18 protein-coding genes are annotated in these 23,057 nt (G+C 72.4%); 14 read left to right on the forward strand and 4 right to left on the reverse strand.

The features are described from left to right. Positions 1 to 209: 209 nt before the first annotated feature. The 6 genes from ETD83_RS04620 (at position 210) to ETD83_RS04645 (ending at position 10,418) form a co-directional block, all read left to right on the forward strand. Positions 210 to 1,427 (forward strand): NADP-dependent isocitrate dehydrogenase, encoded by a 1,218-nt coding sequence (locus tag ETD83_RS04620; protein WP_138643784.1) that lies wholly within the window; start codon positions 210 to 212, stop codon positions 1,425 to 1,427. Positions 1,428 to 1,637: 210 nt separating this feature from the next. Further along, on the forward strand, positions 1,638 to 2,627 hold the full coding sequence (locus tag ETD83_RS04625) for a malate dehydrogenase (protein WP_138643785.1): 990 nt from the start codon (positions 1,638 to 1,640) through the stop codon (positions 2,625 to 2,627). Positions 2,628 to 2,833: 206 nt separating this feature from the next. Then, positions 2,834 to 3,136: a trypco2 family protein gene (locus tag ETD83_RS04630; RefSeq protein ID WP_138643786.1), complete on the forward strand. Its 303-nt coding sequence runs from the start codon at positions 2,834 to 2,836 to the stop codon at positions 3,134 to 3,136. Then, positions 3,114 to 5,792 (forward strand): tetratricopeptide repeat protein, encoded by a 2,679-nt coding sequence (locus ETD83_RS04635; RefSeq protein ID WP_138643787.1) that lies wholly within the window; start codon positions 3,114 to 3,116, stop codon positions 5,790 to 5,792. Before ETD83_RS04630 ends, ETD83_RS04635 begins: the two co-directional genes overlap by 23 nt. Positions 5,793 to 5,911: 119 nt before the next feature. Next, positions 5,912 to 7,750 (forward strand): HSP90 family protein, encoded by a 1,839-nt coding sequence (locus ETD83_RS04640; protein WP_138643788.1) that lies wholly within the window; start codon positions 5,912 to 5,914, stop codon positions 7,748 to 7,750. Beyond that, complete coding sequence (locus ETD83_RS04645; RefSeq protein ID WP_138643789.1) at positions 7,737 to 10,418, forward strand: hypothetical protein; 2,682 nt, start codon at positions 7,737 to 7,739, stop codon at positions 10,416 to 10,418. The genes ETD83_RS04640 and ETD83_RS04645 overlap by 14 nt, the downstream gene beginning before the upstream one ends. Here ETD83_RS04645 and galK read toward each other — a convergent pair. Both galK and galE read right to left on the reverse strand, forming a co-directional pair. Beyond that, positions 10,405 to 11,595, reverse strand: coding sequence for a galactokinase (gene galK, locus ETD83_RS04650; protein WP_230420674.1), 1,191 nt, complete (start codon positions 11,593 to 11,595; stop codon positions 10,405 to 10,407). The two genes, ETD83_RS04645 and galK, sit on opposite strands and share 14 nt — an antisense overlap. After that, on the reverse strand, positions 11,571 to 12,524 hold the full coding sequence (gene galE / locus ETD83_RS04655; RefSeq protein WP_138643790.1) for a UDP-glucose 4-epimerase GalE: 954 nt from the start codon (positions 12,522 to 12,524) through the stop codon (positions 11,571 to 11,573). The genes galK and galE overlap by 25 nt, the downstream gene beginning before the upstream one ends. Positions 12,525 to 12,606: 82 nt before the next feature. Here galE and ETD83_RS04660 point away from each other — a divergent pair, with 82 nt between their 5' ends. The 4 genes from ETD83_RS04660 to ETD83_RS04675 are packed head-to-tail and all read left to right on the forward strand — an operon-like array spanning position 12,607 to position 16,546. Beyond that, complete coding sequence (locus ETD83_RS04660) at positions 12,607 to 13,689, forward strand: hemolysin family protein (RefSeq protein ID WP_205717493.1); 1,083 nt, start codon at positions 12,607 to 12,609, stop codon at positions 13,687 to 13,689. Between the two features lie 18 nt (positions 13,690 to 13,707). Further along, complete coding sequence (gene trpS, locus ETD83_RS04665; RefSeq protein WP_138643827.1) at positions 13,708 to 14,829, forward strand: tryptophan--tRNA ligase; 1,122 nt, start codon at positions 13,708 to 13,710, stop codon at positions 14,827 to 14,829. Then, positions 14,819 to 15,427, forward strand: a complete 609-nt coding sequence (locus ETD83_RS04670) for a 2'-5' RNA ligase family protein (RefSeq protein WP_230420675.1) — start codon at positions 14,819 to 14,821, stop codon at positions 15,425 to 15,427. The genes trpS and ETD83_RS04670 overlap by 11 nt, the downstream gene beginning before the upstream one ends. Before the next feature lie 42 nt (positions 15,428 to 15,469). Further along, positions 15,470 to 16,546, forward strand: coding sequence for a YihY/virulence factor BrkB family protein (locus ETD83_RS04675; RefSeq protein ID WP_230420676.1), 1,077 nt, complete (start codon positions 15,470 to 15,472; stop codon positions 16,544 to 16,546). Here ETD83_RS04675 and ETD83_RS04680 read toward each other — a convergent pair. Further along, positions 16,516 to 16,968, reverse strand: coding sequence for a nuclear transport factor 2 family protein (locus tag ETD83_RS04680; protein WP_138643791.1), 453 nt, complete (start codon positions 16,966 to 16,968; stop codon positions 16,516 to 16,518). The two genes, ETD83_RS04675 and ETD83_RS04680, sit on opposite strands and share 31 nt — an antisense overlap. On the opposite strand from ETD83_RS04680, the gene ETD83_RS45245 reads away from it, so the two are divergent. Beyond that, positions 16,958 to 17,086, forward strand: coding sequence for a hypothetical protein (locus ETD83_RS45245; protein ID WP_268920413.1), 129 nt, complete (start codon positions 16,958 to 16,960; stop codon positions 17,084 to 17,086). The two genes, ETD83_RS04680 and ETD83_RS45245, sit on opposite strands and share 11 nt — an antisense overlap. 48 nt (positions 17,087 to 17,134) lie before the next feature. Here the strand turns inward: ETD83_RS45245 and ETD83_RS04685 are convergent, their stop codons facing one another. Next, on the reverse strand, positions 17,135 to 18,373 hold the full coding sequence (locus tag ETD83_RS04685) for a D-alanyl-D-alanine carboxypeptidase family protein (RefSeq protein ID WP_230420677.1): 1,239 nt from the start codon (positions 18,371 to 18,373) through the stop codon (positions 17,135 to 17,137). Positions 18,374 to 18,873: 500 nt separating this feature from the next. On the opposite strand from ETD83_RS04685, the gene ETD83_RS04690 reads away from it, so the two are divergent. The 3 genes from ETD83_RS04690 to ETD83_RS04700 all read left to right on the forward strand — a co-directional run bounded on the left by ETD83_RS04690 (position 18,874) and on the right by ETD83_RS04700 (position 23,026). Further along, positions 18,874 to 20,040, forward strand: a complete 1,167-nt coding sequence (locus ETD83_RS04690) for a glutamate--cysteine ligase (protein ID WP_138643792.1) — start codon at positions 18,874 to 18,876, stop codon at positions 20,038 to 20,040. A 445-nt stretch (positions 20,041 to 20,485) separates the two neighbouring features. After that, positions 20,486 to 21,778: a M20 family metallopeptidase gene (locus ETD83_RS04695; RefSeq protein WP_138643831.1), complete on the forward strand. Its 1,293-nt coding sequence runs from the start codon at positions 20,486 to 20,488 to the stop codon at positions 21,776 to 21,778. Between the two features lie 189 nt (positions 21,779 to 21,967). After that, positions 21,968 to 23,026, forward strand: a complete 1,059-nt coding sequence (locus ETD83_RS04700) for a BMP family lipoprotein (RefSeq protein WP_138643793.1) — start codon at positions 21,968 to 21,970, stop codon at positions 23,024 to 23,026. The last annotated feature ends 31 nt before the right edge of the window (positions 23,027 to 23,057 follow it).

The raw sequence follows: 23,057 nt of genomic DNA on the forward strand, positions 1-23,057 counted from the left end.
CATCCGGCCCTCCCGGCGCGTCGATCCCGCCCGGCCCACCTGGTGCTTCAGGCCCGTCCGGCCCATCGGGCCCGCCCGGCGCGCGGCCGGGCCCGCCCGGCCGAGGCCAGGTCTAGACCTCATGAGCGGCTCGGCTAGCCTTGCCAGTTGAGCCTTACAAGGTCTGAGTCTTTACAGCTGGCCAGGTGTAGGAAAGGGACAGCAACAGTATGCCCAAGATCAAAGTAGCGGGCCCGGTCGTCGAACTCGACGGCGACGAAATGACGCGGATCATCTGGAAATTCATCAAGGACCAGCTGATCCTGCCCTACCTCGACGTGGACCTGAGGTACTACGACCTGGGAATCGAGCACCGTGACGCCACGGACGACCAGGTCACCGTGGACGCCGCGAAGGCCATCCAAGAGCATGGCGTCGGTGTGAAGTGCGCGACCATCACCCCCGACGAGGCGCGCGTCGAGGAGTTCGGCCTGAAGAAGATGTGGCGGTCCCCGAACGGGACGATCCGCAACATCCTTGGCGGCGTGGTGTTCCGCGAGCCGATCATCTGCTCCAACATCCCCCGGCTCGTCCCCGGCTGGACGAAGCCCATCATCATCGGCCGCCACGCGCACGGCGACCAGTACCGCGCCACCGACTTCGTCGTCCCCGGCCCCGGCACGGTGACCCTCACGTACACCCCCGATGACGGCTCCCAGCCGATGGAGTTCGAGGTCGCGTCGTTCCCCGGCGGCGGCGTCGCGATGGGCATGTACAACTACGACGACTCGATCCGCGACTTCGCGCGGGCGACGATGCGGTACGCGCTGGAGCGCGGGATGCCGCTGTACATGTCCACGAAGAACACGATCCTGAAGGCCTACGACGGCCGCTTCAAGGACATCTTCCAGGAGATCTACGAGGCGGAGTTCAAGTCCGACTTCGAGTCCAAGGGCCTCACCTACGAGCACCGGCTCATCGACGACATGGTCGCGGCGGCGCTGAAGTGGGAGGGCGGGTTCGTCTGGGCCGCCAAGAACTACGACGGCGACGTCCAGTCCGACACCCTCGCGCAGGGCTTCGGCTCCCTCGGGCTGATGACGTCCGTCCTGATGACCCCGGACGGCAGGACCGTCGAGGCGGAGGCCGCGCACGGCACGGTGACCCGGCACTTCCGGCAGCACCAGCAGGGCAAGCCGACGTCGACCAACCCGATCGCGTCCATCTTCGCCTGGACCCGCGGCCTCGAACACCGCGGCAAGCTCGACTCCCAGCCCGAGGTCGCGAACTTCGCCCGCTCCCTGGAGCAGGTCTGCGTCGAGACGGTCGAGAACGGCCAGATGACCAAGGACCTGGCCCTGCTCGTCGGGTCGTCGACCCCCTACCTGACCACGCAGGAATTCCTGGAGGCGCTCGACACCAACCTCCAGAAGAAGGTCAACGGCTGACGCCTTCGCCGGTTTCGGAGGCCGTCCCGGATTCGTCCGGGGCGGCCTTTGGCGTGTTCGGGGAGTCGGGGGCATGCCGGGTGGTGCACCTGGCGGGTGGAGGGTAGGGGGTGCGCGATAGCCTGAACCCCGAAATATCTCGATGGCGAGAGAACCCGCGCGGCGGCGGGCTGGCGGGCTCAGGACACAGCAGGAGAGAAGAAGAAGGCAATGACGCGCACCCCAGTCACCGTTACCGTCACCGGCGCCGCGGGCCAGATCGGCTACGCGCTGCTGTTCCGCATCGCGTCCGGGCAGCTCCTCGGCCCGGACGTACCCGTACGCCTGCGGCTGCTCGAGATTCCACAGGCGGTGAAGGCCGCCGAGGGCACCGCGATGGAGCTGGACGACTGCGCGTTCCCGCTGCTGTCCGGCACCGACATCTTCGACGACCCGATCAGGGCGTTCGCGGGCGCGAACCTCGCGCTGCTCGTCGGCGCCCGGCCCCGGACGAAGGGCATGGAGCGCGGCGATCTGCTGGAGGCCAACGGCGGCATCTTCAAGCCGCAGGGCGAGGCGATCAACGCGGGCGCGGCGGACGACGTCAAGGTCCTGGTGGTCGGCAACCCGGCCAACACCAACGCCCTCATCGCGCAGCGGCACGCGCCGGACGTCCCGGCCGAGCGGTTCACCGCGATGACGCGCCTCGACCACAACCGCGCGCTCGCGCAGCTGGCGACGAAGGCGGGCGTTTCGGTCGCCGACATCCGCAGGCTGACGATCTGGGGCAACCACTCCGCGACGCAGTACCCGGACGTCTTCCACGCCGAGATCGCGGGCAAGAACGCGGCCGAGACGGTCAACGACCAGTCCTGGCTGGAGAACGACTTCATCCCGACCGTCGCCAAGCGCGGCGCGGCGATCATCGAGGCGCGGGGCGCGTCCTCGGCGGCGTCGGCCGCGTCCGCGGCGGTCGACCACGTCCACACCTGGGTGAACGGCACCGCCGACGGCGACTGGACGTCGATGGCGGTCGTGTCGGACGGCTCCTACGGCGTGCCCGAGGGCCTGATCTCGTCCTTCCCGGTCACCACGAAGGACGGCGCGTGGGAGATCGTCCAGGGCCTGGAGATCGACGACTTCTCGCGCGGCCGGATCGACGCGTCCGTCGCGGAGCTGGCGGAGGAGCGCGAGGCGGTCCGCAAGCTCGGCCTCATCTGATCTGCCGCCCGAACGACGAGCCCCGGACCCGGTCACCGGTCCGGGGCTCGTTCGCGTCCGGCGCGCCATCGCGAATTGGCCTTCTCTGGCCGTATGTCTCCGAGCCGTTCCTCTGGGTGACGGAGGTCGTAGAGGATCGCGATGCGGGCGTCCGTTCGCGGGAACGCCATCGAACCCTCAGCGAATTGCGAATACAGGGGGAATTCATGGGTGAGCTCGGACTTGCCGAGAGCATCGCCGCGCTCCGGGCCGAGTTAATGGAGGCTTTGGACGCGGGGAAGGACGCGGAGTTCGGTTTCGGCGTCGGCCAGATCCAGCTCGAATTCCATGTCGGCGTCACACGGCAGGCCGGCGGGTCGGGCAAGGCGAAGTTCTGGGTCCTGGAACTCGGCGGCGACGGTTCCTATCGGCGCGAGGAGATCCACCGCGTCACGGTGACGCTGGAGCCGCCGCTCGACGATGACGGCCGTCCGATCAAGGTGACCCGTGGTCTCGCGGACAAGCCCTGAGGAGTCCGAGCTCACGAACCGTGCCGTCGAGGTTCTGCGCCGCGGCCCCGGCGGCGGGTGGCATGTCGGCTCCGGCTTCCTGGTCGGAGGGCGGTGGGTGCTTTCGGCGGCGCACAACGTCCTGGACGCCGCGACCCTGCTCGTCCGGCGGGTGGACGAGTCGGAGCACCCGGCCGAGACGGTCATGGTGGACGAAGCCGCGGACATCGCCCTGCTCGCGGTGCCCGGGGACCCCTCCCTGGACGGCCTGCGCCCGATCCGTTTCGCCCGTGTCGACCGGTCCCGGATCACCGTCATCGACCGGTGCTGGACGGTCGGCTTCCCCAGGTGGAAGGAGCGCGAGCGGCAGCCGCGCACGGTCCCGCTGCGCGAGAGCGCCCAGGTGGACGGCGAGATTCCGACGGGTTCCAACCTGCGCACGAACCTGCTGGAGCTGCGCAGCAGGTCGATGCCCCGTTCGTCCAGCGGGCGGGGTCTGAGTGAATGGCAGGGGATGTCCGGGGCCGTCGTGTTCGCCGGAAGTCCGGCGGGCGACGCGTTCGCCGTCGGCGTGGTGACGGAGCACCACGCGGCCCAGGGCAGCTCCGTGCTCACCGTCGCCCCGCTGGACCGCTGGGCCGACGCCGTGCAGGCCACGCCCTGGGGGCGGGAACTCGGCCTGGACGTCCTGATCGATCTCCCGCGCCCGGCCGCCACCGCCGCCGCGTTCCCGTCCGGCCATATGAACCTGCGCAGGTCGCTGCCGGACTTCACCGACCGGGACGAGACCATCGAGAAGGCGAAGGCCCTGCTCACCGACCGGCTGACCGAGACCTGTCCGCTCGTCGTCCTCCACGGCATGGCCGGGGTCGGGAAGACCGAGCTGGCCAACGAGCTGGCGCACCGGCTCGGCGCCACGTTCACGCACGCGCGGATCCGGGTGGACGTCGCCGCGGCCGCCACCGCGGACGCCGCCATGGTGGAGGTTCTGGCCGCGTTCGGCCTGTCCGGCGACGAGCTGCCCCGCGACCCAGGGCAGCGGCGGCGCGAGTACCAGTCGCGGCTGAGGCAGGGCCCCAGCCTGCTGCTGCTCGACAACGTGTCCGAGGCGCGGCAGGCGGCCCCGCTCCTGCCCGGGTCGCCCGGCACGGCCGTGATCGTGACCAGCCGGACCACGCTGGCCTCGGTGGACGGCGCCGACCGGCTCCGCCTCGACCCCCTCCCGGACCCCGACGGGCTCCGGCTGTTCGAGCGGATCGTGGGCACCGACGCGGTGGACGGCGACCGGTCGTCCGCGGGGCGGATCGTCCAGCTCCTGGCCGGGCTTCCGCTGGCGATACGCATTGCCGCCGCCCAGCTCGTCATGAGGCGCGGATCGCTGGCACGCTATCTGTCCGACCTCATGGACGAGACCCGGCGGATGTCCCGCCTCGAAGGTGAGGACAGGGGAGTGCGCGGCAGCTTCGAGCTCAGCTACCGGTCCCTGCGGCCCGAGACGGCGAGGCTGTTCCGCCATCTGGGCGTCCTGGCGGGCCGGGACTTCACCGCCGGCGTGGTCGCGCGCACCGGCGGCGTCGACGAGGAGGACGCCGAGCGGATGCTCGGCGAGCTGACGGACCGTCATCTGATCGAGGTCGCGGGCGAGGACCGCTACCGCCTCCACGACCTTCTCCGGCTGTACGCGAAGGAGCGCCTGGCGGACGAGGAGCCGCCGTCCGACCGGCGCGACGCGTTCCGGCGCTCGCTGACCTGGTACGGCGACCTCCTGCACGGCTGGATGTCGCGGCCGGGCGCCCACGAGCAGCCTCCGGCCGAGGCGATCGCCTGGTTCGCGCACGAGTCCCTCAACGTTCAGGCGAGCCTCCGGGCCGCCGCGAACGCGGAGGAGCACGGGCTCGTCGTCAGAATCGCGGAGTCGCTCTACGGCCTGCTGTTCTACCGCGCCCATTGGGAGGAGATGGAGGCGGTCAAGGACCTCGCCGTGGGGGCGGCTGAGCGCGCCGGGGACGCCCCGGCGGAACTCGGATCGCTGATCCACCTCGCCGAGGCGCGCCGGATCCTCGGGCGCGCGGCCGAGGTGCTGCCGCTCTATGAGCGCGCGCTGGAGGTCGTCCGCTCGATGGACGATCCGGGCAAGGAGGCGTGGGTGCTGACCCACTTCGGCGACTTCCAGTGCGACCTCGGCCGGCCGGAGCAGGCCCTCGACCGCTATGCCGAGGCGCAGGCCATCTACCGGGCCCGCGGCGACGCCGCGGGCGAGATCTGGCTCGCCGCGCACATCGCCGACGCGCACCGCCAGCGCGGCCGGCACGCGGACGCCGCCCGCGTCCTGGAGCACGCGATGGCGATGGCCGAGCGGCGCGACGACCGCGACGAGGTCGTCTGGTGCGCCTGGCATCTGGCGCTGGCCTACGACGGCCTTGGCCGTTTCGCCGATGCCGAGGAAGTGCTCGGGCCGGCCATTGAGTTCCATCGCGAGATCGAGAACAAGGCCGGGCTGGCCACCATGCTGTGCATTCTGGGCGACGTCCACCGTCATGCCGGACGCCCTTTCGAGGCCCGGCCCGCCTACTCCGAAGCGCTCGATCTGCTCATCGAGATCGACGCTCCCAGCAGGGTCCGCGAAGTGCGGGAACTCCTCGCGAATCTCCCCCGGGACAGCGGGCACCGGCCGTAGGCGAATCCCGGCCCACGTGGCGGTCTCCGGCCGCCGCCCGAGCGCGCAAATGATCTGTGGGCGTCGGTATCGGTCGCTAAGGTGTGATCGCTCGTAAAGGTGATCGGGGAGGCGTGCCGGTGGCAGAACAGGCATTTCAGGTCGACCTGCGCGGCGTGGTGGATCTGCTGAGCCGGCATCTCTACGCGAGCCCGCGCGTCTATCTGCGCGAGCTGCTGCAGAACGCGGTGGACGCGATCACCGCGCGCGGCGAGGGCGGCGGGCGGGTCGAGATCGAGACCACCGGCGGGACGCTGCGCGTCCACGACGACGGGATCGGGCTCACCGCCGACGAGGTCCACACGCTGCTCGCGACGATCGGCAGGTCGTCCAAGCGGGACGAGCTGGGCTTCGCCCGCCACGACTTCCTCGGCCAGTTCGGCATCGGGCTGCTGTCGGCGTTCCTCGTCGCGGACGAGATCGAGGTCGTGACCCGCTCCGCGAAGGGCGGCCCTGGCGACGGGCACGGGGCGGTCCGCTGGACGGGCCTGTCCGGCGGCAGCTACCGGGTCGAGCCCGCCGAGCGCGACGAGCCCGGCACGACGGTCACGCTGCGAGCGCGTCCGGGGGCGGCGGAGCTGCTCAGCCCGGCTGTCGTCGCCGACCTCGCCCGGACGTACGGGTCGCTGCTCCCGGTCGACCTGACCGTGGACGGCGTGCCGGTCACCGGCGGCGGCCCGCCCTGGCAGGTCGCCCATCCCGATCCGGCGTCCCGGAGGCGGGCGCTTGAGCGGTACTGCGAGGACCTCTACGGCTTCACGCCGTTCGACGTCGTCGACCTGGACGTGCCGGAGGCCGGGCTGACGGGCGTCGCGTTCGTCCTGCCGCAGCCGGTCTCACCGGCCGCGCGTGCCGCGCACCGCGTCTACCTGAAGCGGATGCTGCTGGCCGAGAGCGTCGAGGGCCTCCTGCCCGAGTGGGCGTTCTTCGCCCGCTGCGTCGTGGACGCGGGCGAGCTGCGCCCGACCGCGAGCCGCGAGGCGCTCTACGAGGACGAGCTGCTCGACTCGGCGCGGCAGGGTCTCGGCGACGTCCTGCGGCAGTGGCTGGTGCGGCTGTCGGAGACCGACCCGGGGCGGCTCCGCGCGTTCCTGCGGCTGCACCAGCTCGGCGTGAAGGCGATGGCGCTGCACGACGACGAGATGCTGCGGATCGTGGACCGGTGGCTGGAGTACGAGACGTCCGCCGGGCCGATGACGCTGCACGAGTTCCGCCGCCGCCATCCGGACGGCCGGTTCACCCCGAGCGTGGACGAGTTCCGGCGGCTGTCGGCGGTGGCGGGCGCGCAGGGCGTCGGCCTCGTCAACGGCGGCTACGTCCACGACACCGAGATCATCGAGCGGCTGCCCGCGCTGGACCCCGACATCCGCCTGGCCAGGCTGGACGCGGCGCAGCTGACCACCACGTTCGGCGTCCTGGACCCGGCGGCGGAGCTGCGGCTGCGGCCGTTCCTCGCGGCGGCGCAGCGGGCGGTGGAGCGGCTCGGCTGCGAGGTCGTGGTCCGCGAGTTCGATCCGGCGTCGCTGCCCGCGCTGTACCTGACCAGCCGCGACGCGCAGTTCCGGGATGAGCTGGCGCGGGCGCGGGAGGAGGCGGACGAGCTGTGGGCCGACGTCCTCGGCGCGGTCAACGCCACGACGGGCGTCGACCGTCCGCAACTGGTGCTCAACCACCGCAACCCACTGGCCCGCCGCGTCACCTCGCTCGGCGATGACGGCCCTGTCTCAGGTGGGGAGACGACCCCCCACGCCCCCCGCGACGACCTTATAGAACTGGCTGTCCAAGCCCTCTACGGCCAAGCGCTGCTGCTCGGCCACCACCCGCTGCGGCCCGCCGACACGGCGGTGCTGAACCGTTCCTTCATCGGCCTGCTGGAATGGGCCGTCCACTCCCCGGAGGCTCCCCATGAGCACGGATGACGTCTATGCGTTGATGGCGCGGTCGCAGGAGCTGCCGTACGGCGAGGCCAGGACCGTCCTGATCGAGGACGCGCTGCGCCGCGCGGAGGCGGCGGACGACGAGGTGCTCGCGTTCCACGTCCGGGTCCGGCTGACGGACGCGTACCGGTACGGCGGCGAGCCCGTGAAGGCGTTCGCGACGTTCAGCCGGTCGCTCGCCGACCACGACCGCGACCCCGGCCGGTTCGACGAGACGCACGGCCTGCTGTGGCAGATGAAGGCGATCGTCAGCTCGCTCACGCTGTTCCCGGAGATCCCGCTCGACCGGGCCTACTCGGTGCTGGACGACATGGAGCGCCGCTACAAGGCGGGCGGCCACAGCCTCCAGGCGGTGTACCACTACCGCAACGTCGTGGCGCGGCACGTCGGCGACGGCTCGGCGGACGAGTGGTACGCGAAATGGCGCGCGGCCGAGCGGGACGAACTGTCCGACTGCGAGGGCTGCGACCCGACCGGCATGGCCCGCCATCTCGTGGAGGCGGGACGGCACGAGGAGGCGTTCGAGATCGCCGCGCCGGTGCTGGACGCGACCCTGCGGTGCAACGAGCAGCCGCAGTCGATCCAGACCGCGATGCTGCCGGTGTACCTGCGGACGGGCCGCGCCGAGCAGGCCGCGGACGCGCATCGCCGCGCGTACCGGGTGCACCGGACCCGGCTTGCCGATCTGAGCGACGTCGCCGAGCATCTGGAGTTCTGCGCGATCACGGGCAACGAGGCGCGCGGGCTGGAGATCGTCCAGCGGCATCTCGGGTGGCTGGACCGGGTGCCGAGCGCGCACGCGGAGATGGACTTCTGCGCGGCGGCGGCGCTCGTCCTCGGGCGGGTCGAGGCGGCCGGGCACGGCGACGCGACCGTCCGGCGGCCCGCGGCGGACGGCCGCCCGGCGGCGGACGTGCCGCTGTCCGGCCTGCGCACCGAGCTGGTGGAGCGCGCGACGGAGCTGGCGGGCCGGTTCGACGCCCGCAACGGGACGTCCCACCAGGGCGACCGGGTGCGCGCCGTCCTGGCGGCGGAGCCGGTCGCGGAGTTCGTGCCGCTCGCCGCGCACCACCGCCGTCCGGCCCCGGCCGCGCCGAAGGCCCCGGCGGCCCGGCCCGTCGAGGACCACGACGACCTGTCCGCCGAGACCGACCTCGACACGCTCCTCGACATCGCCGACCGGCGCCGCACCCGCCGCGACATGCCCCGCACGCTGGCGGCTTGGCGGCGGTTCGACGTCCTCGCCGAGACGACCGAGCCGACGCCGCTGCAGAAGGCCCGCCGCCTGGACGGCAAGGGCGTCGAGCACGCCGTCGCGGACGAGCGGGCGCCCGCCGCCGCGCTCTGGGAGGCGGCGCATGAGCTGTTCGGCGAGCTGGGCGACGAGACGCGCCGGCACCGGGTGCTCGGCCGCCTCGGCGCGATGCACGCCCGCATGGACGACCCGCGCGGCCTCGACGAGATGGCGGCCGCCGCCGAGTACTTCGCGAGCAACCCCACCGGCGAGGGCGACGCCACCGGTTCGCTGCTGCGCCTCGCCACCGCGTACGTGGAGCTCGACCGTCCGGCCGGCGCGCTGGCCGCCCTCGACCGGGTCGACCCGGACGACGACCCCGCCAGCGCCGCCGAGATGTGGTTCGTGCGCGGGCAGGCGCTGCTGATGTCCGCCGACCCCGACGGGGCCGTCGCGGCGCTGCGCCGCTCCGCCGAGGCCGCGCGCGGGTCCGACGACCCGGAGGACGCCGCCCCGCCCGTGCTGCTCCTCGCCCGGACGCTCGCCCGGCTGGACAGCGGCCCGGACGACGAGGTCATCGCCCTGATCGACGAGGGCCTCGCCGCGCTGTCCGGCCCGTCGCCGATGCGGGCGGCGGCGCATTCCGAACGAGGGCTCGCGCTCCTCGCGCTCGACCGTCCGGCCGACGCCGCCGCCGACCTCGCCGAGGGCATCGCGGGCTGGACGGCCGAGGGCCTGCACGAGCAGGCGGTCCACCTGCGCGTCGACCTCGCCGCCGCCTACCTGTCGACGGACCGCCACCTGGAGGCCGCCGAGACCGCCGAGGAGGCGATCGCGGCGCTCACCGGCCCGCAGAACGGCGACGCGGAGCGGCGCTGCCGGCTGATCCTCGCGCACGCGCAGAAGGGGCTGGGCGAGGGGGGCGCCGCCGCGACGTTCACGTCCCTCGCGCAGGACGCCGCCGGCGAGGGGCGCCACGACGCCGTCGCGCACTTCCTGAACGAGGCCGCCGACGTCCTGACGAGCCAGGACCAGGACGCCCAGGCCGCCGAACGGTACGCCGAGGCCGCCGAGGCGTACAAGAAGGCGGGCGACCCGTACGGCGTCGTCCGCACCCGCCGCCGCCGCGCGATGTGCCTGCTGTGGACCGGCGACGCCGACCAGGCCGCCACCGTCGCGGACACGGCCCGCGCCGCGCTCGCCGGCCTGCCGCCGGACAACGAGCCGGCCCGCGTCTGGGAGACCGCGCTCGTCTCCTACGACCAGGCCCGCATCCTCGCCCAGGCGGGACGCCTGCCCGAGGCGGCGTCGGCCGCGTCCGCCGCCGTGGACGGCTTCACGGCCCTGGACGAGACCGAACCCGCCGAGGAGGCCGCCAGGCTCCGCGACGACATCACCTCGGCTATGGGGCAGTGACGCGCGCGGCCCCGCCGGACGGGACGGCGTCGAGGAAATCCGGGGCCGTCCAGCCGCGCTTGGCGTAGGCGGCGGCGATCGCGTCCCGGATCCGATCGGCCCGCCCGGCGGGGGCCAGGACGATCACGGAGCCGCCGAAGCCGCCGCCGACCATCCGCCCGCCCCGCGCGCCCGCCCGCACCGCCGCGTCGACGGCCGCGTCCGCCTCGGGCCAGGAGACCTCGAACTGGTCGCGCAGGGACAGGTGCGACGCGTTCAGCATCGCCCCCAGCTCCGCGACGGCCCCGGCGCGCAGCAGCCCGACCGTGGCCTCGACCCGGTGGTTCTCGGTGACGACGTGCTGGACGCGGCGCCGCAGCAGGGGGTCGCGGAGCGTTCGGAGCGCGCCCGCGAGGTCCTTGACGTCGCGGAGCGCGTCGACGCCGAGCAGCGCCGCCGCCTCCTCGCACTCGGCGTGCCGCCTGCCGTACTCGCCGCCGGTCAGCGCGTGCGCGGCCCGCGTGTCGACCACCAGCAGCGCCAGCCCGGACGCCGCCGGGTCGAACGGGACCTGCGCCGACAGGCCGCTGCGGCAGTCGAGCATCAGCGCGTGCCCGGCCGTGCACAGCAGGGACGCCGACTGGTCCATCGGCCCGCACGGCACGCCGACGTGCTCGTTCTCGGCGCGCCGCGCCAGCCGCGCCAGGTCCGGACGGTCGATCTCCACCCCGTGCAGGTCGCAGAGCGCCAGCGCGGTCGCGCACTCCAGCGCCGCGGACGACGACAGGCCCGCCCCCTGCGGCAGGTCGGAGTCGATCAGCAGCGACGCGCCGCCCGCGCCGTGCTCGCGCAGCACCCGCGCGACACCGACCGGGTACGCCGCCCACGCCTCATCGGGCGGACGGCCCTCGGACACGACGGGCCCGCCGTCGACGGGCGCGGTCACGGCCCCGCGGGCCTGGTGCGAGCGGACTTCGATCACGCCGTCGTCCCGCCGCGCCGCGGCCACCGAGACGCCGAACGGCAGCGCGAACGGCAGCACGAGACCGTCGTTGTAGTCGGTGTGCTCGCCGATCAGGTTGACCCGTCCGGGCGCGTGCCAGACGCCGTCCGGCTCCCGCCCGTACGCCGCGGCGAAATCGGCCCGCAGCCGGTCGGCGCCGAGCCGGGGGTTCACCGCGACCGCAGGAAGGTCCACGCGTCGTCGATCATGGTGCGCAGGTCGCGCTCCGGCTTCCAGCCCAGCGCCGCCTGGATCTTGTCGGACGAGGCGACCAGGACGGCCGGGTCCCCGGGGCGGCGTGGTGCCGTCTCCGCGGGGATCTCGCGCCCGGTGACCTCGCGGCACACGTCCACGACCTCCTTGACGGAGTTCCCCGTGCCGCTGCCCAGGTTGAAGATCTGGTGGGTGCCGGGCGCGCAGGCGTCCAGCGCGAGCAGGTGGGCGCGGCCGAGGTCGGTCACGTGGATGTAGTCGCGGATGCAGGTGCCGTCCGGCGTCGGGTAGTCGTCGCCGAACAGCTTCACCGCCTCGCCGTCCCCCTGCGCGATCTTCAGCACGTTCGGGATCAGGTGCGTCTCCACGGTGTGCCGCTCGCCGAGCCGCCCGTACGCGCCCGCCACGTTGAAGTACCGCAGCGACACCCCGCCGATGCCGTGCAGCCGCGCGTACTCGCCCAGCGCCGTGTCGATCGCCAGCTTGGACGCGCCGTACGGGTTCGTCGGACGGGTCGGGTCGGTCTCCAGGATCGGCGTCGACTCCGGCTCCCCGTAGGTCGCCGCCGTCGAGGAGAACACGATCCGCGGGACGCCCGCCCGCCGCATCGCGTCCAGCAGCGCCAGCGACTCGCCGAGGTTCTTGTCCCAGTACAGGCCCGGCTTCTCCACCGACTCGCCCACCAGGGACTTCGCGGCGAAGTGCAGAACGGCCTCGAACCCCGCGCCGGCCAGGACGTCCGCCGCCGTGTCCCGCAGCGTCCCACGCACGAGGCGGGCGCCCTCCGGCACCGCGTCCTCGTGCCCGGTGGACAGGTCGTCCAGCACGACGACCTCGTGCCCCGCCTCCAGGAGCAGAGCGGAGACGACGCTGCCGACGTAGCCTGCGCCTCCGGTGACGAGCATCTTCACGGACGGACCTCCAAAAGGGCGACACTGTGACGGCGGGGTTAGCCCAGGCTATCCGGAACGCCGAACGGGGAAGGCTCAACGCATGGACCGGACGCCGTCCCGGCCGCCCTGGGGGCTCGCACGCCCCCTGGTGTGGCTGCTGTCGAGCTCGACCAACCTCGTCGTGCGGCTGTCCGGCGGCGACCCGGGCGCGCTCCGCGAGGAGCTGACGGCGGAGCGGATGCGGGCGCTCGTGGCCGAGAACACGCAGCTCACCGCGGACGAGCGGGCGCTGATCGGGGAGGTGTTCGCGGCGGGGGAGCGGCCGCTGCGCGAGGTCCTCGTCCCGCGCACCGAGGTGGTGTTCCTGGACGCGGCGCTCCCGCTGACCGCCGCCGCGCGCATGGCCGCGGGCAGCCCGCACTCCAGGTTCCCGGTCTGCCGCGAGTCCCACGACGAGGTGATCGGCTTCGTCCACATCCGCGACCTGCTGGCCCCCGGCCCCCCGGAAAAGGACGGGCCGGTCCCATGCGGGGGGACGACCCCCCACGCACCCCGGGACCGCCCTGTGGGCGATCTCGTGCGCCCGGTGAAGTTCCTGCCGTCCTCCAAACGGGTCCTCCCGGCGCTGTCGGAGATGCGCCGCGAGGGCTGCCACCTGGCGATCGTCATGGACGAGTACGGCGGCGTCGCCGGGATCGTCACGATGGAGGACCTTCTGGAGGAGCTCATCGGGGACATCCGCGACGAATATGATGTCCAGGACGCGCAGGCACGGCGCCTGCACGGCGGCGTGGTCGAGGTCGACGGCCTGCTCAACCTGGACGACTTCGCCGCCGAGACCGGCATCCGGCTCCCGGCCGGGCCCTACGAGACGGTCGCCGGGCACATCATGGCGGTGCTGCGCCGCGTGCCCTCCGAGGGCGACTCGGTGGAGGCCGGCGGTCACCGCCTCGCGGTGGCCCGGATGGACGGCCGGCGGGTGGCCCGCGTGCGCGTCACCCCGCGGGCGACGCCGCAGGCCGTCACGGCGACGCTCGCCATCCCGTCCGCGACCCCGCGGGCGGGCACCGGCGACACCGCCGCGGGCGCCGCGACCAGCGGTCCCGCGGGCCCCGCCGCCAGCGGGGCGCCCGGCCCCGCGACCAGCGGCGCCACCCGCGGCGGAGCCCCTGGCGACACCTGAGAGAATCGGTCCGTGCACATGCCCGAAGCGTCCAGCCCAGCAGCAGCTCCCGAGACGAGCGGCGCCGTCAGGCCCCGCGTGCTGTCCGGCATCCAGCCCACCGCCGACTCGTTCCACCTCGGCAATTACCTGGGCGCATTGCGGCAGTGGGTCGCGATGCAAGACACGCATGACGCTTTCTACTGCGTGGTCGACCTGCACGCCATCACCGTCGAGCACGACCCGGCGGTGCTGCGCCGCCGGACGAAGGTCGCCGTCGCGCAGCTCCTCGCGATGGGCCTGGATCCCGAGCGCGCCACCGTGTTCGTGCAGAGCCACGTCCCCGAGCACGCCGAGCTGGCGTGGGTGCTGGGCTGCCTCACCGGCTTCGGCGAGGCCGGGCGCATGACCCAGTTCAAGGACAAGTCGTCCAAGCAGGGGACGGCCGGTACCACCGTCGGGCTGTTCACCTACCCGATCCTGCAGGCCGCCGACATCCTTCTCTACTCGCCCGAGCCGGGCGAGGGAGCCCGGGCCGTTCCGGGGGGTGTGGGGGGTCGTCCCCCCACAGGAGAGAGGGCGCTGCGTGTGCCCGTCGGGGAGGACCAGCGGCAGCACCTGGAGCTGACCCGCGTCCTCGCGCAGCGGTTCAACCACCGGTTCGGCGAGACGTTCGTCCCGCCCGAGGCGCACATCCTGCAGGGCGCCGCGAAGATCACCGACCTGCAGGAGCCCGAGGCCAAGATGAGCAAGTCGGCCTCCTCCCCGCAGGGGATCATCGACGTGCTGGAGGAGCCGGGCCCGATGCGCAAGAAGATCATGCGCGCGGTCACCGACACCGGCTCCGAGGTCGTCCACGACGAGGAGAAGAAGGCCGGGATCACCAACCTCCTGCGGATCTACGCGGCGCTGGACGGCACGTCCATCCCGGATCTGGAGCGCCGCTACGCGGGCTCCGGCTACGGCCAGTTCAAGAAGGACCTCGCGCAGCTCGTCGTCGACACGTTCGCGCCGATCAGGGAACGCACGCTGGCGCTGCTGGACGACGAGAAGCAGCTCGACCGTGTCCTCGCGCTGGGCGCCGAACGCGCGTCCGGGGTCGCCGCGCGGACGATGGAGACCGTCCGCGACCGGGTGGGATTCGTGGGACGTGGTCGCTGACCGCCCACTCCACGACGCCGCCGCGGAGGGCCCCGGGGAGGCGCCCTCCGCGGGCGCGGGCGGACCGGCCCCCGGCGTCCGCGCGATCGGCGTCGCCATCCCGATCCCCGACCCGCACGGCGCGCTGCTGCAGGCCAAGCGCGCCTCGTTCGGCGATCCGCTGGCCACCGCCATCCCGACGCACATCACGCTGCTCCCGCCGACCGACGTCCACGAGTCCGCGCTGGACGACATCGAGGCCCACCTGCGGGAGATCGCCCGAACCGAGGAGCCGTTCCAGATCAGGCTGCGCGGAAGCGGAACGTTCCGACCCGTGTCCCCGGTCGTGTTCGTCGCGCTCGCCGAAGGAATCGGCGGCTGCGAACGCGTCCAGGCGAGGGTACTGTCGGGCCCGCTCGCCCGGCCGCTGCCGTTCCCCTACCACCCGCACGTCACCATCGCCCACCACCTGTCCGACGACGTCATGGACAAGGCGTTCAAGGAGCTCGCCGGCTACAGCGCCGACTTCGACGCGTGGGGCTTCTCCCTCTACGAGCACGGCCTCGACGGCGTGTGGCGCCCCCAACGCGACTTCGTCTTCACCGGACGCGGTATTTAGCGGCCTTTAACACCCGATTACCGTCTGCCGCATCGACTGACCGTGAGTGGGTACGCCCCGTACATGCGGCAGGTGATCAACAGGGTCCAGCGGGGGAGCGAGGACCTGTTCGGCCGCGGCAAGGCCATGCTCCGCGACGCCCGCGGACGCTGGAGCTGGCTCGACCACCACGCCCGCGCGTTCAACCGGTACCGGGAGCGGCGCGGCGACCGGCTCGCCGCCGCGCTGACCTGCTACGGCTTCCTGTCCTTCTTCCCGCTGCTGGCGCTCGCGTACTCGCTGCTCGGGTACGTGGTCGGCGTCAGCGCGGAGGCGCGCGACTACTTCGTCCGGGCCGTGAACTCGCTGCTGCCCGGCCTGTCCGACCAGCTCCGGGTCGAGGAGATCGCGCAGTCCAAGACGACCGTCGGGGTCATCGGCCTGATCGCGCTGCTGGTCACCGGGCAGGGCTGGGTGCAGGTCCTGCGCGAGGGGCTCCGCGACATGTGGGGCAACGAGCCGGGCGGCGGCGGGAACTACGCCGTCAAACGGCTGTGGGACGTGGCCGTCCTGGCGTTCCTCGGCGCGGTCCTGATCTGCGGGATGGCGGTCTCGACGGTCACGACGTCGGCTACGCACTCCGTCCTCGGCTGGTTCGGGCTGCAGGACGTCACCGGCGCCGGAACCGGGCTCCGGCTGCTGTCCCTCGCGTGCGCGACCGCGTTCAACACCGTGGTCTTCCTGGTGCTGTTCACCCGGCTCTCGGGCACCCGCGCGCAGTGGCGGCGGATCATCCGCGGCGCGCTGTTCGGGGCCGTGGGCTTCGAGCTGCTCAAGCTGCTCGCGACGCTGTTCATCGCGCGGACGACGTCGAACCCGGTCTACGGCGCGTTCGCCGTCCTGGTCGGGCTGATGGTGTGGATCAACATCGTGTCCCGCTTCACGCTGTTCGTCGCCGCGTGGACGGCCACCCGCCGCGTCGTCCTCACCGCCGACGCCGACAACCCGGAGAAGGCGGAACCACCCGCGGCCGACGACCCCGTGCAGCCGTCCACTCCGGACAAGAAGGCGGGTCAGGACCAGAAGGCGGGTCAGGACCAGAAGGCGGGTCAGGACCAGAAGGCGTCGTCGGCGTACTGATCCTCCGCCAGGGTGCGGATCTCGGTGATCTTCCCGTCCTCGATGCGGAACAGGTCCACCGCGCGGCCGTCCAGGACGCGTCCCGGCAGCCCCGGGCGTTCGGCGTACGTCTGGACGAGCGCCGCGCCGTACTCCTCGTTCGCCATCACCGCGTACGGCTCGGCGCGGAACGTCCCGCCCGACAGCTCGAACAGCCGGACGTAGAAGTCGAGGACCTCCTCCGCCGTCCGGTACTCGCCGCACAGCGGCCCGCGCCCCGGGACGCGGTGCACGACGCTCTCGGCGAGCAGCCCGCGGATGGACGCCATGTCGCCCTTCGCGAAGGCCGTGTAGCCGTCCTTCAGCAGGGTCACGTTCGGGTGTTCAAGTGTGCGGTCGCTGAACATGGACGCACCGGCCATGGAGACATGCATGTCGGACATGGCGCGCTTCCTCCTGCGGCACCGGTCCGCCGTCTCCTGCGGCAGCGACGAGGTCACCGGCGCCACCGCGAGCGTAAGCCCGCTCGCGCCGCCAGACCAGCGTCCCGGAGGGCCCTGAGCGAACCTTTACCACCCGCCCAGGGCGTGCCCCTGGCGCCGGGGCGGCTCAGCGGGATTCCAGGCGGCGACGGCGGCGCAGGACGACGAAGAGGACCGCGATGGCCAGCAGCGCGCCCGTCGCGCCGCCGCCGACGAGCAGCCACTTGCGGGACGCGTCGTCGGACGCGAGCGGGGCGTCGGGCAGCACGCCGTCGGCCGCGGCGTCCCTCCCCTTCTGCCCGGTGCTGCCGGGGGCGACGAGGGCGCCCACCGGCTCGACCTTGCCGCGGGCGGCGAAGCCCCAGTTGAGCAGGTCGGTCGCGTACTCCGACGGCGGCTGGTCGGCCTTCATCAGCGAGATCACGATGGTGTGCCCGCCGCGCCGCGCCTGCGCGACGAAGGTCTGCTGCGCCGCGATCGTGTAGCCGTTCTTGCCGCCGAGCATGCCGGTGTAGGAGTGCCGCTCGCCCGGCAGCATGCGGTTGTGGGTGTGGATCGGGTACCCGCCGACCTTCTTGCCCTTCTTGCGCTCCTGCTTCGTCGGCGGCGCGGGGAACTTGTAGTCGATCGCCTGCATGTACTGGCGGTAGGCGGGGTGCTTCATCCCCTCGCGCAGGATCAGCGCCAGGTCGTAGGCGGACGTGTGCTGGGTGCGGACGCTCAGCCCGAGGTCCTTGTCCAGCCCGTTCGGCGACCCGGCCAGGGTGTCGCGGGCGTTGATCCGCCTGGCCTCGGCGTTCATGTCGGCGAGCGTCTTCCGCATGCCGCCGTGCGCCTCCGCCAGCGTCACCGAGGCGTCGTTGGCCGACATCATCAGCATCGCGTGGAACAGGTCGGAGACCTTGTAGCGCATCTTCGGCGTGAGCCCGACCTTGGTGCCCTCGACGTTGCAGGCCGCCTGCGACGGCTGGACGAGCCGGTTCGGGTCCAGCTTGGGGACGAGGGTCAGCGCGGTCAGCGTCTTGATCGTGCTCGCCGGCAGGTACTGGCCGTGCGGGTCCTTGGCGGCGAGGACGTCGCCGGTGTCGGCGTCCGCGATCAAATACGAGCCCGCTGTGACCTTCGGCAGCGCGGGCACGCCTGGCGCCCTGTTGAGGACGACCCCGCGCCCGGCGAGCTGCGGCCCGCCGACCGTGTCGTCCGGCGCCGCCCCGGGCGGCCCGGCGAGCCGCGCGGGCGGGGCCGCGGCCGCCGCCGGGGCGGCCGTGAAGGCGGGTGCCGCGGCGAGGGACGCCGAGGTCAGCGGTACTGTGATCATCGTCAGGGCGCGGCGGACGCTGGTCCGCTCTCGCCGCTCTGCTCGCAAGCTTCCGACGCTCCTCGATCCCGTGGAAGCCCGATCGCTCCCGACGCGCATACGCGTGACGCCCATGACTCCCCCGAAGACTAGGCGACCTATCCGGCGAAGGGGTACCCGAACGCGAACACGGCAAGCACGGTACGTACGCGACGCAGGGCGCACCGGGAGCACCGGGGGACGCCACGGTATGTAAGGGACGACCGCTATCGGTGACACACTGTCATCGACGGTATTTTGGGACGGACTGACTAGTTCGATCGGATGGTGTCGCAGACAAGATCAATGACCGAAAGGTAGGGCCTACGCGTGCGCGCCGACCGTCCGCATGAGTCAATTGATCCGCAAAGGGCATGGACACCTGCTGGGCGGGAACCGCGGACGCCATCATGGAGCGAACACGTGAACGCGTGACCTGGACCGGCGTTTGTCCAGGCTTAGGGACCCGCTGGCTGAATTGCGCCACGTGCCACGCAACGACCTGCAAGGATTGTGGACGGAGGTTGGCCGTGGCCATTGACTTCAACGCATCGAACGGGGCGACGCTCGGCGTCGAGTGGGAGATCCAGCTCGTCGATGCGGAGACGAGGCACCTGCGGCAGAACGCACGCGAGGTGCTCGCCGCCCTGCCGTCGCTCAGCGAGGACGGTGAGAACCCGCCGGTCCGCCACGAGCTGATGGAGTCGACGGTCGAGGTCGTGACCGGCATCTGCCATACCGTGGGCGAGGCCAAGGCCGACCTGGCCGGGACGCTCGCCGCCCTCCGCGCCGCCGCCGCCGAGCGCGGCATCGCGCTCGGGTGCACCGGCACCCATCCGATCAGCGACTGGCGGGACGCGGTCATGGCGCCGATGGGGCGCTACGCCAAGCTCGTCGAGGAGATGCAGTGGCTGGCGCGGCGCATCCAGACGTTCGGCGTTCACGTCCACGTCGGGGTCTCCGACGGTGACCGGGCGATCCCGATCGTCAACGCGCTGACCTCCTACCTTCCGCATTTCCTGGCGCTCACCGCGTCCAGCCCGTTCTGGAGCGGCAGCGACACCGGGCTGGCGTCGTGCAGGGCGGTCGTCTTCGGTCAGCTGCCGACGGCCGGACCTCCCCATCTGCTGGACGACTGGGCGGCGTTCGAGGATTACATGGACACGCTGCTGCGTTCTGGAACTATCCGGAGCATCAAGGAAGTCTGGTGGGACATCCGTCCGCATCCCGACTTCGGCACCGTCGAGATCAGGATGTTCGACGGCATCCCGACCATGCGCGAGGTCGGCATGGCCGCGGCCCTCTGCCAGAGCCTGGTCACGCTGTTCGAGCAGCAGCTCGACCGCGGCTACACGCTGCCCCGCCCGGCCGCCTGGGTGGTCCGCGACAACAAGTGGCGCGCGACCCGCTACGGGCTCGACGCGATCGTGATCACCGACGACAGCGGGAACACCGCGCCGCTCCGCGACGACCTGTACGAGCTGATCAGGGAGCTGGAGCCGGTGGCCGACCGGCTCGGCTGCGCCGAGGAGCTCAAGGTGGCCGGCGAGGTCCTGGAGCACGGGGCCCCGTACGAGCGCCAGCGCGCCATCCGCGCCGACGGCGGGACACTGGAGAACATCGTCGACGCGGCGATCGTCGAACTCGCGGAGGACAGGTTCGTCACACTGGGGGAGGTCGCACATGCCGGCACCTGAGGAACCGGCCGTCCCGGGGAACCCGCCCGGTGCCGCCGTCCCCGCCCACGAGGCGGCCCCAGCCCATGAGGCGCCCGCGCCTCGCGAGCCCGTCTCCGGACGCGAGGGCGGACGGCAGGCCGAACGCAAGGCCGATGTCAAGGAAGACAGCACGGTGACAACAGGGCGGAGGCCCTCCGGCTCCGCCGTCGCACAGGGGGCGCACATGACACAACCGAGGCCCGGGGTGATGCCCGGCCTTGAACCACCCACCGCCTCGGGGCCCGCGGGCTCCGGGCGCCGCGACGAGGCGGTTCCGCCGTCGGGGACGGTGGCGCGTGACACGGTGTCGGCGGCGGGGAACCCGCCCGGCGGCGAGGACGTCCCCCAGGACATCCCAGGCGAAACCGCCCAGGAAGGAACGGTCCCGGACGAAACTCTAGGGCAGGAGTCCGTGGCGGGCGAGATCGTCCCGGGGCCCCCGGCTCCGGCCGCGGCGTCCGCGGGATCGGCGGTGCTCGGCGGGGCGGTGCTGCAGCCGCAGCTCGACGCCTTCCTCGCCGCGCACGAGGACGAGCTGATCGCGTTCCGCCGCGACCTGCACATGCACCCCGAGCTGGGCTACGCCGAGCACCGCACGACCAGGAGGCTCGCCGAGCGGCTGCGCGCGGCGGGCCTGAAGCCGGTCATCCTCCCCAAGGGCACCGGGCTGTTCTGCGACGTCGGCCCCACCGACGGCAGCACGGTCGCGCTGCGCGCCGACATCGACGCGCTCCCCCTCCAGGACGAGAAGGCCGACGTCCCGTACCGGTCGACGGTCCCCGGCGTCGCGCACGCGTGCGGCCACGACGTCCACACCGCGATGGTGCTGGGCGCGGGCCTGTTCCTCGCGCAGCAGGCGGAGGCGGGGCTGCTGCCCGGACGGGTCCGGCTGCTGTTCCAGCCCGCCGAGGAGACCCCGGGCGGCGCGCTGGACGTGATGGCCGCCGGCGGCATCGCGGGCGTCGACCGGGCGTTCGCGCTGCACTGCGACCCCCGCATCGAGGTCGGGCAGCTCGGGCTGCGCACCGGCCCGATCACCGCGGCCTGCGACAAGGTGTACGTGAAGGTCACCGGGCCCGGCGGGCACACCGCGCGGCCGCATCTGACCGCCGACCTCGTCTACGCCCTCGCCAAGATCGTCACCGAGCTGCCGTCCGCGCTGTCGCGCCGCGTCGACCCGCGCTCCAGCCTGTCGCTGGTGTGGGGACGGGTGTCGGCCGGGTCCGTCGCCAACGCCATCCCCGACGACGGGATCGCGGAGGGCACCGTCCGCTGCCTGGACGACGACGCGTGGCACCGGGCGCCCGAGATGATGAAGGCGCTGCTGCAGTCGGTCGCCGCCGCCTACGACGTGGAGGCGTCCCTCGAATACGTCCGGGGCGTCCCCCCGACCGTGAACGAGGCGACCAGCGTGCAGATGTTCCGGGACGCCGCCGCGCAGGTCATGAGCGAGGAGGGCGTCGTGCCCACCCCGCAGAGCCTCGGCGGCGAGGACTTCGGCTGGTACCTGGAGTCGATCCCCGGCGCGCTGGCCAGGCTCGGCGTGCGCACCCCCGGCTCGCCCGGCGAGTACGACCTGCACCGCGGCGACTTCGACGTCGACGAGCGGTGCATGGCCGTGGGCGTCCGGGTGCTGAGCGCGACCGCGCTGACCGCGCTGTGGGAGGGCGGGCGCCCCGGCGACGCCGAACCGATCGAGGGTGCCGCCCTGGCCTGATCTTCCCCGCTGACCTGCGGCGCTGACCTGCCGCACCGACCTGGGGCGAGATGCCTACGCCTTGGTAACGGACCTGTTGCGAATCAGTGCAAGCGGGAAGTTTGCACTGATTCGCGAGGTAGCGTCCGATCGATTTCGGTGACCGGAGCGGTCGCCGTCCCGTTGGTGGGGAACGGAAGGAGCGCTACCTTGCGCCGTGGACTGAAGATTTCGCTCGTCACCGTGACGGGTGCTGCGCTGCTGCTCAGCGCTTCCGCCTGCGGCGGCAAGAAGGCCGACACCGGCGGGGGAGGGGACGACGGCAAGAAGACCCTCAAGATCGGCCTCGCCTTCGACATCGGCGGCCGCGGCGACCAGTCGTTCAACGACTCGGCCGCCGCCGGGCTCGACCGCGCCAAGAAGGACCTGAGCGTCCAGACCGAGGAGATCTCCGCCAAGCCGGACGAGCCGGACGCCGACAAGGAGTCGCGCCTCCGGCTGCTGGCCAACAAGGGCTACAACCCGGTCATCGGGGTCGGTTTCGCCTATACGACCTCGATCATCAAGGTCGCCAAGGAGTTCCCGAAGACCAAGTTCCTCGTCGTGGACGCCGACCAGTGCAAGGTCGAGGGCGCGAACGTCAGCGGCGCCTGCTTCTCCGAGGAGCAGGGGTCCTACCTCGTCGGCGCCGCCGCGGCGCTGAAGTCCAAGTCCGGCACGATCGGGTTCATCGGCGGCGTCAACGTGCCGCTGATCGTGAAGTTCTACGCCGGGTACCAGGCCGGGGCGAAGAAGGCCAAGCCGGACATCAAGGTCCTGCCGCCGAAGTACCTGACGCAGCCGCCGAACTTCAACGGCTTCAAGGACACCGGGCTCGGCAACGAGGCCGCCAAGGGCCAGCTCGACCAGAAGGCGGACGTCATCTACCACGCCGCGGGCGGCGCCGGCATCGGCGTCATCAAGACCGTCGGCGCGGCCGGCAAGTGGGCGATCGGCGTCGACTCCGACCAGTACAACCAGCCCGCCGTCGCCGGCGTGAAGGAGCAGATCCTCACGTCGATGATCAAGCACGTGGACCTCGCCGTGTACGAGTTCGTGGAGAGCGTCGCGAAGAACACCTTCCAGGCGGGCACCAAGCAGTACGACCTGAAGAACGATGGCGTCGGCTACTCCCCGTCCGGCGGGCACGTCGACGACATCAGGGCCAAGCTGGACGAGCTGAAGGCCGGCATCGTCAGCGGCACGATCCAGGTCCCGACCAAGGCGTGACCCGTGCCGGGTGCGGGAAGCGCCCCGGTGC

The sequence above is a fragment of the Actinomadura soli genome, assembly GCF_005889715.1.
GTDB lineage: Bacteria > Actinomycetota > Actinomycetes > Streptosporangiales > Streptosporangiaceae > Spirillospora > Spirillospora soli.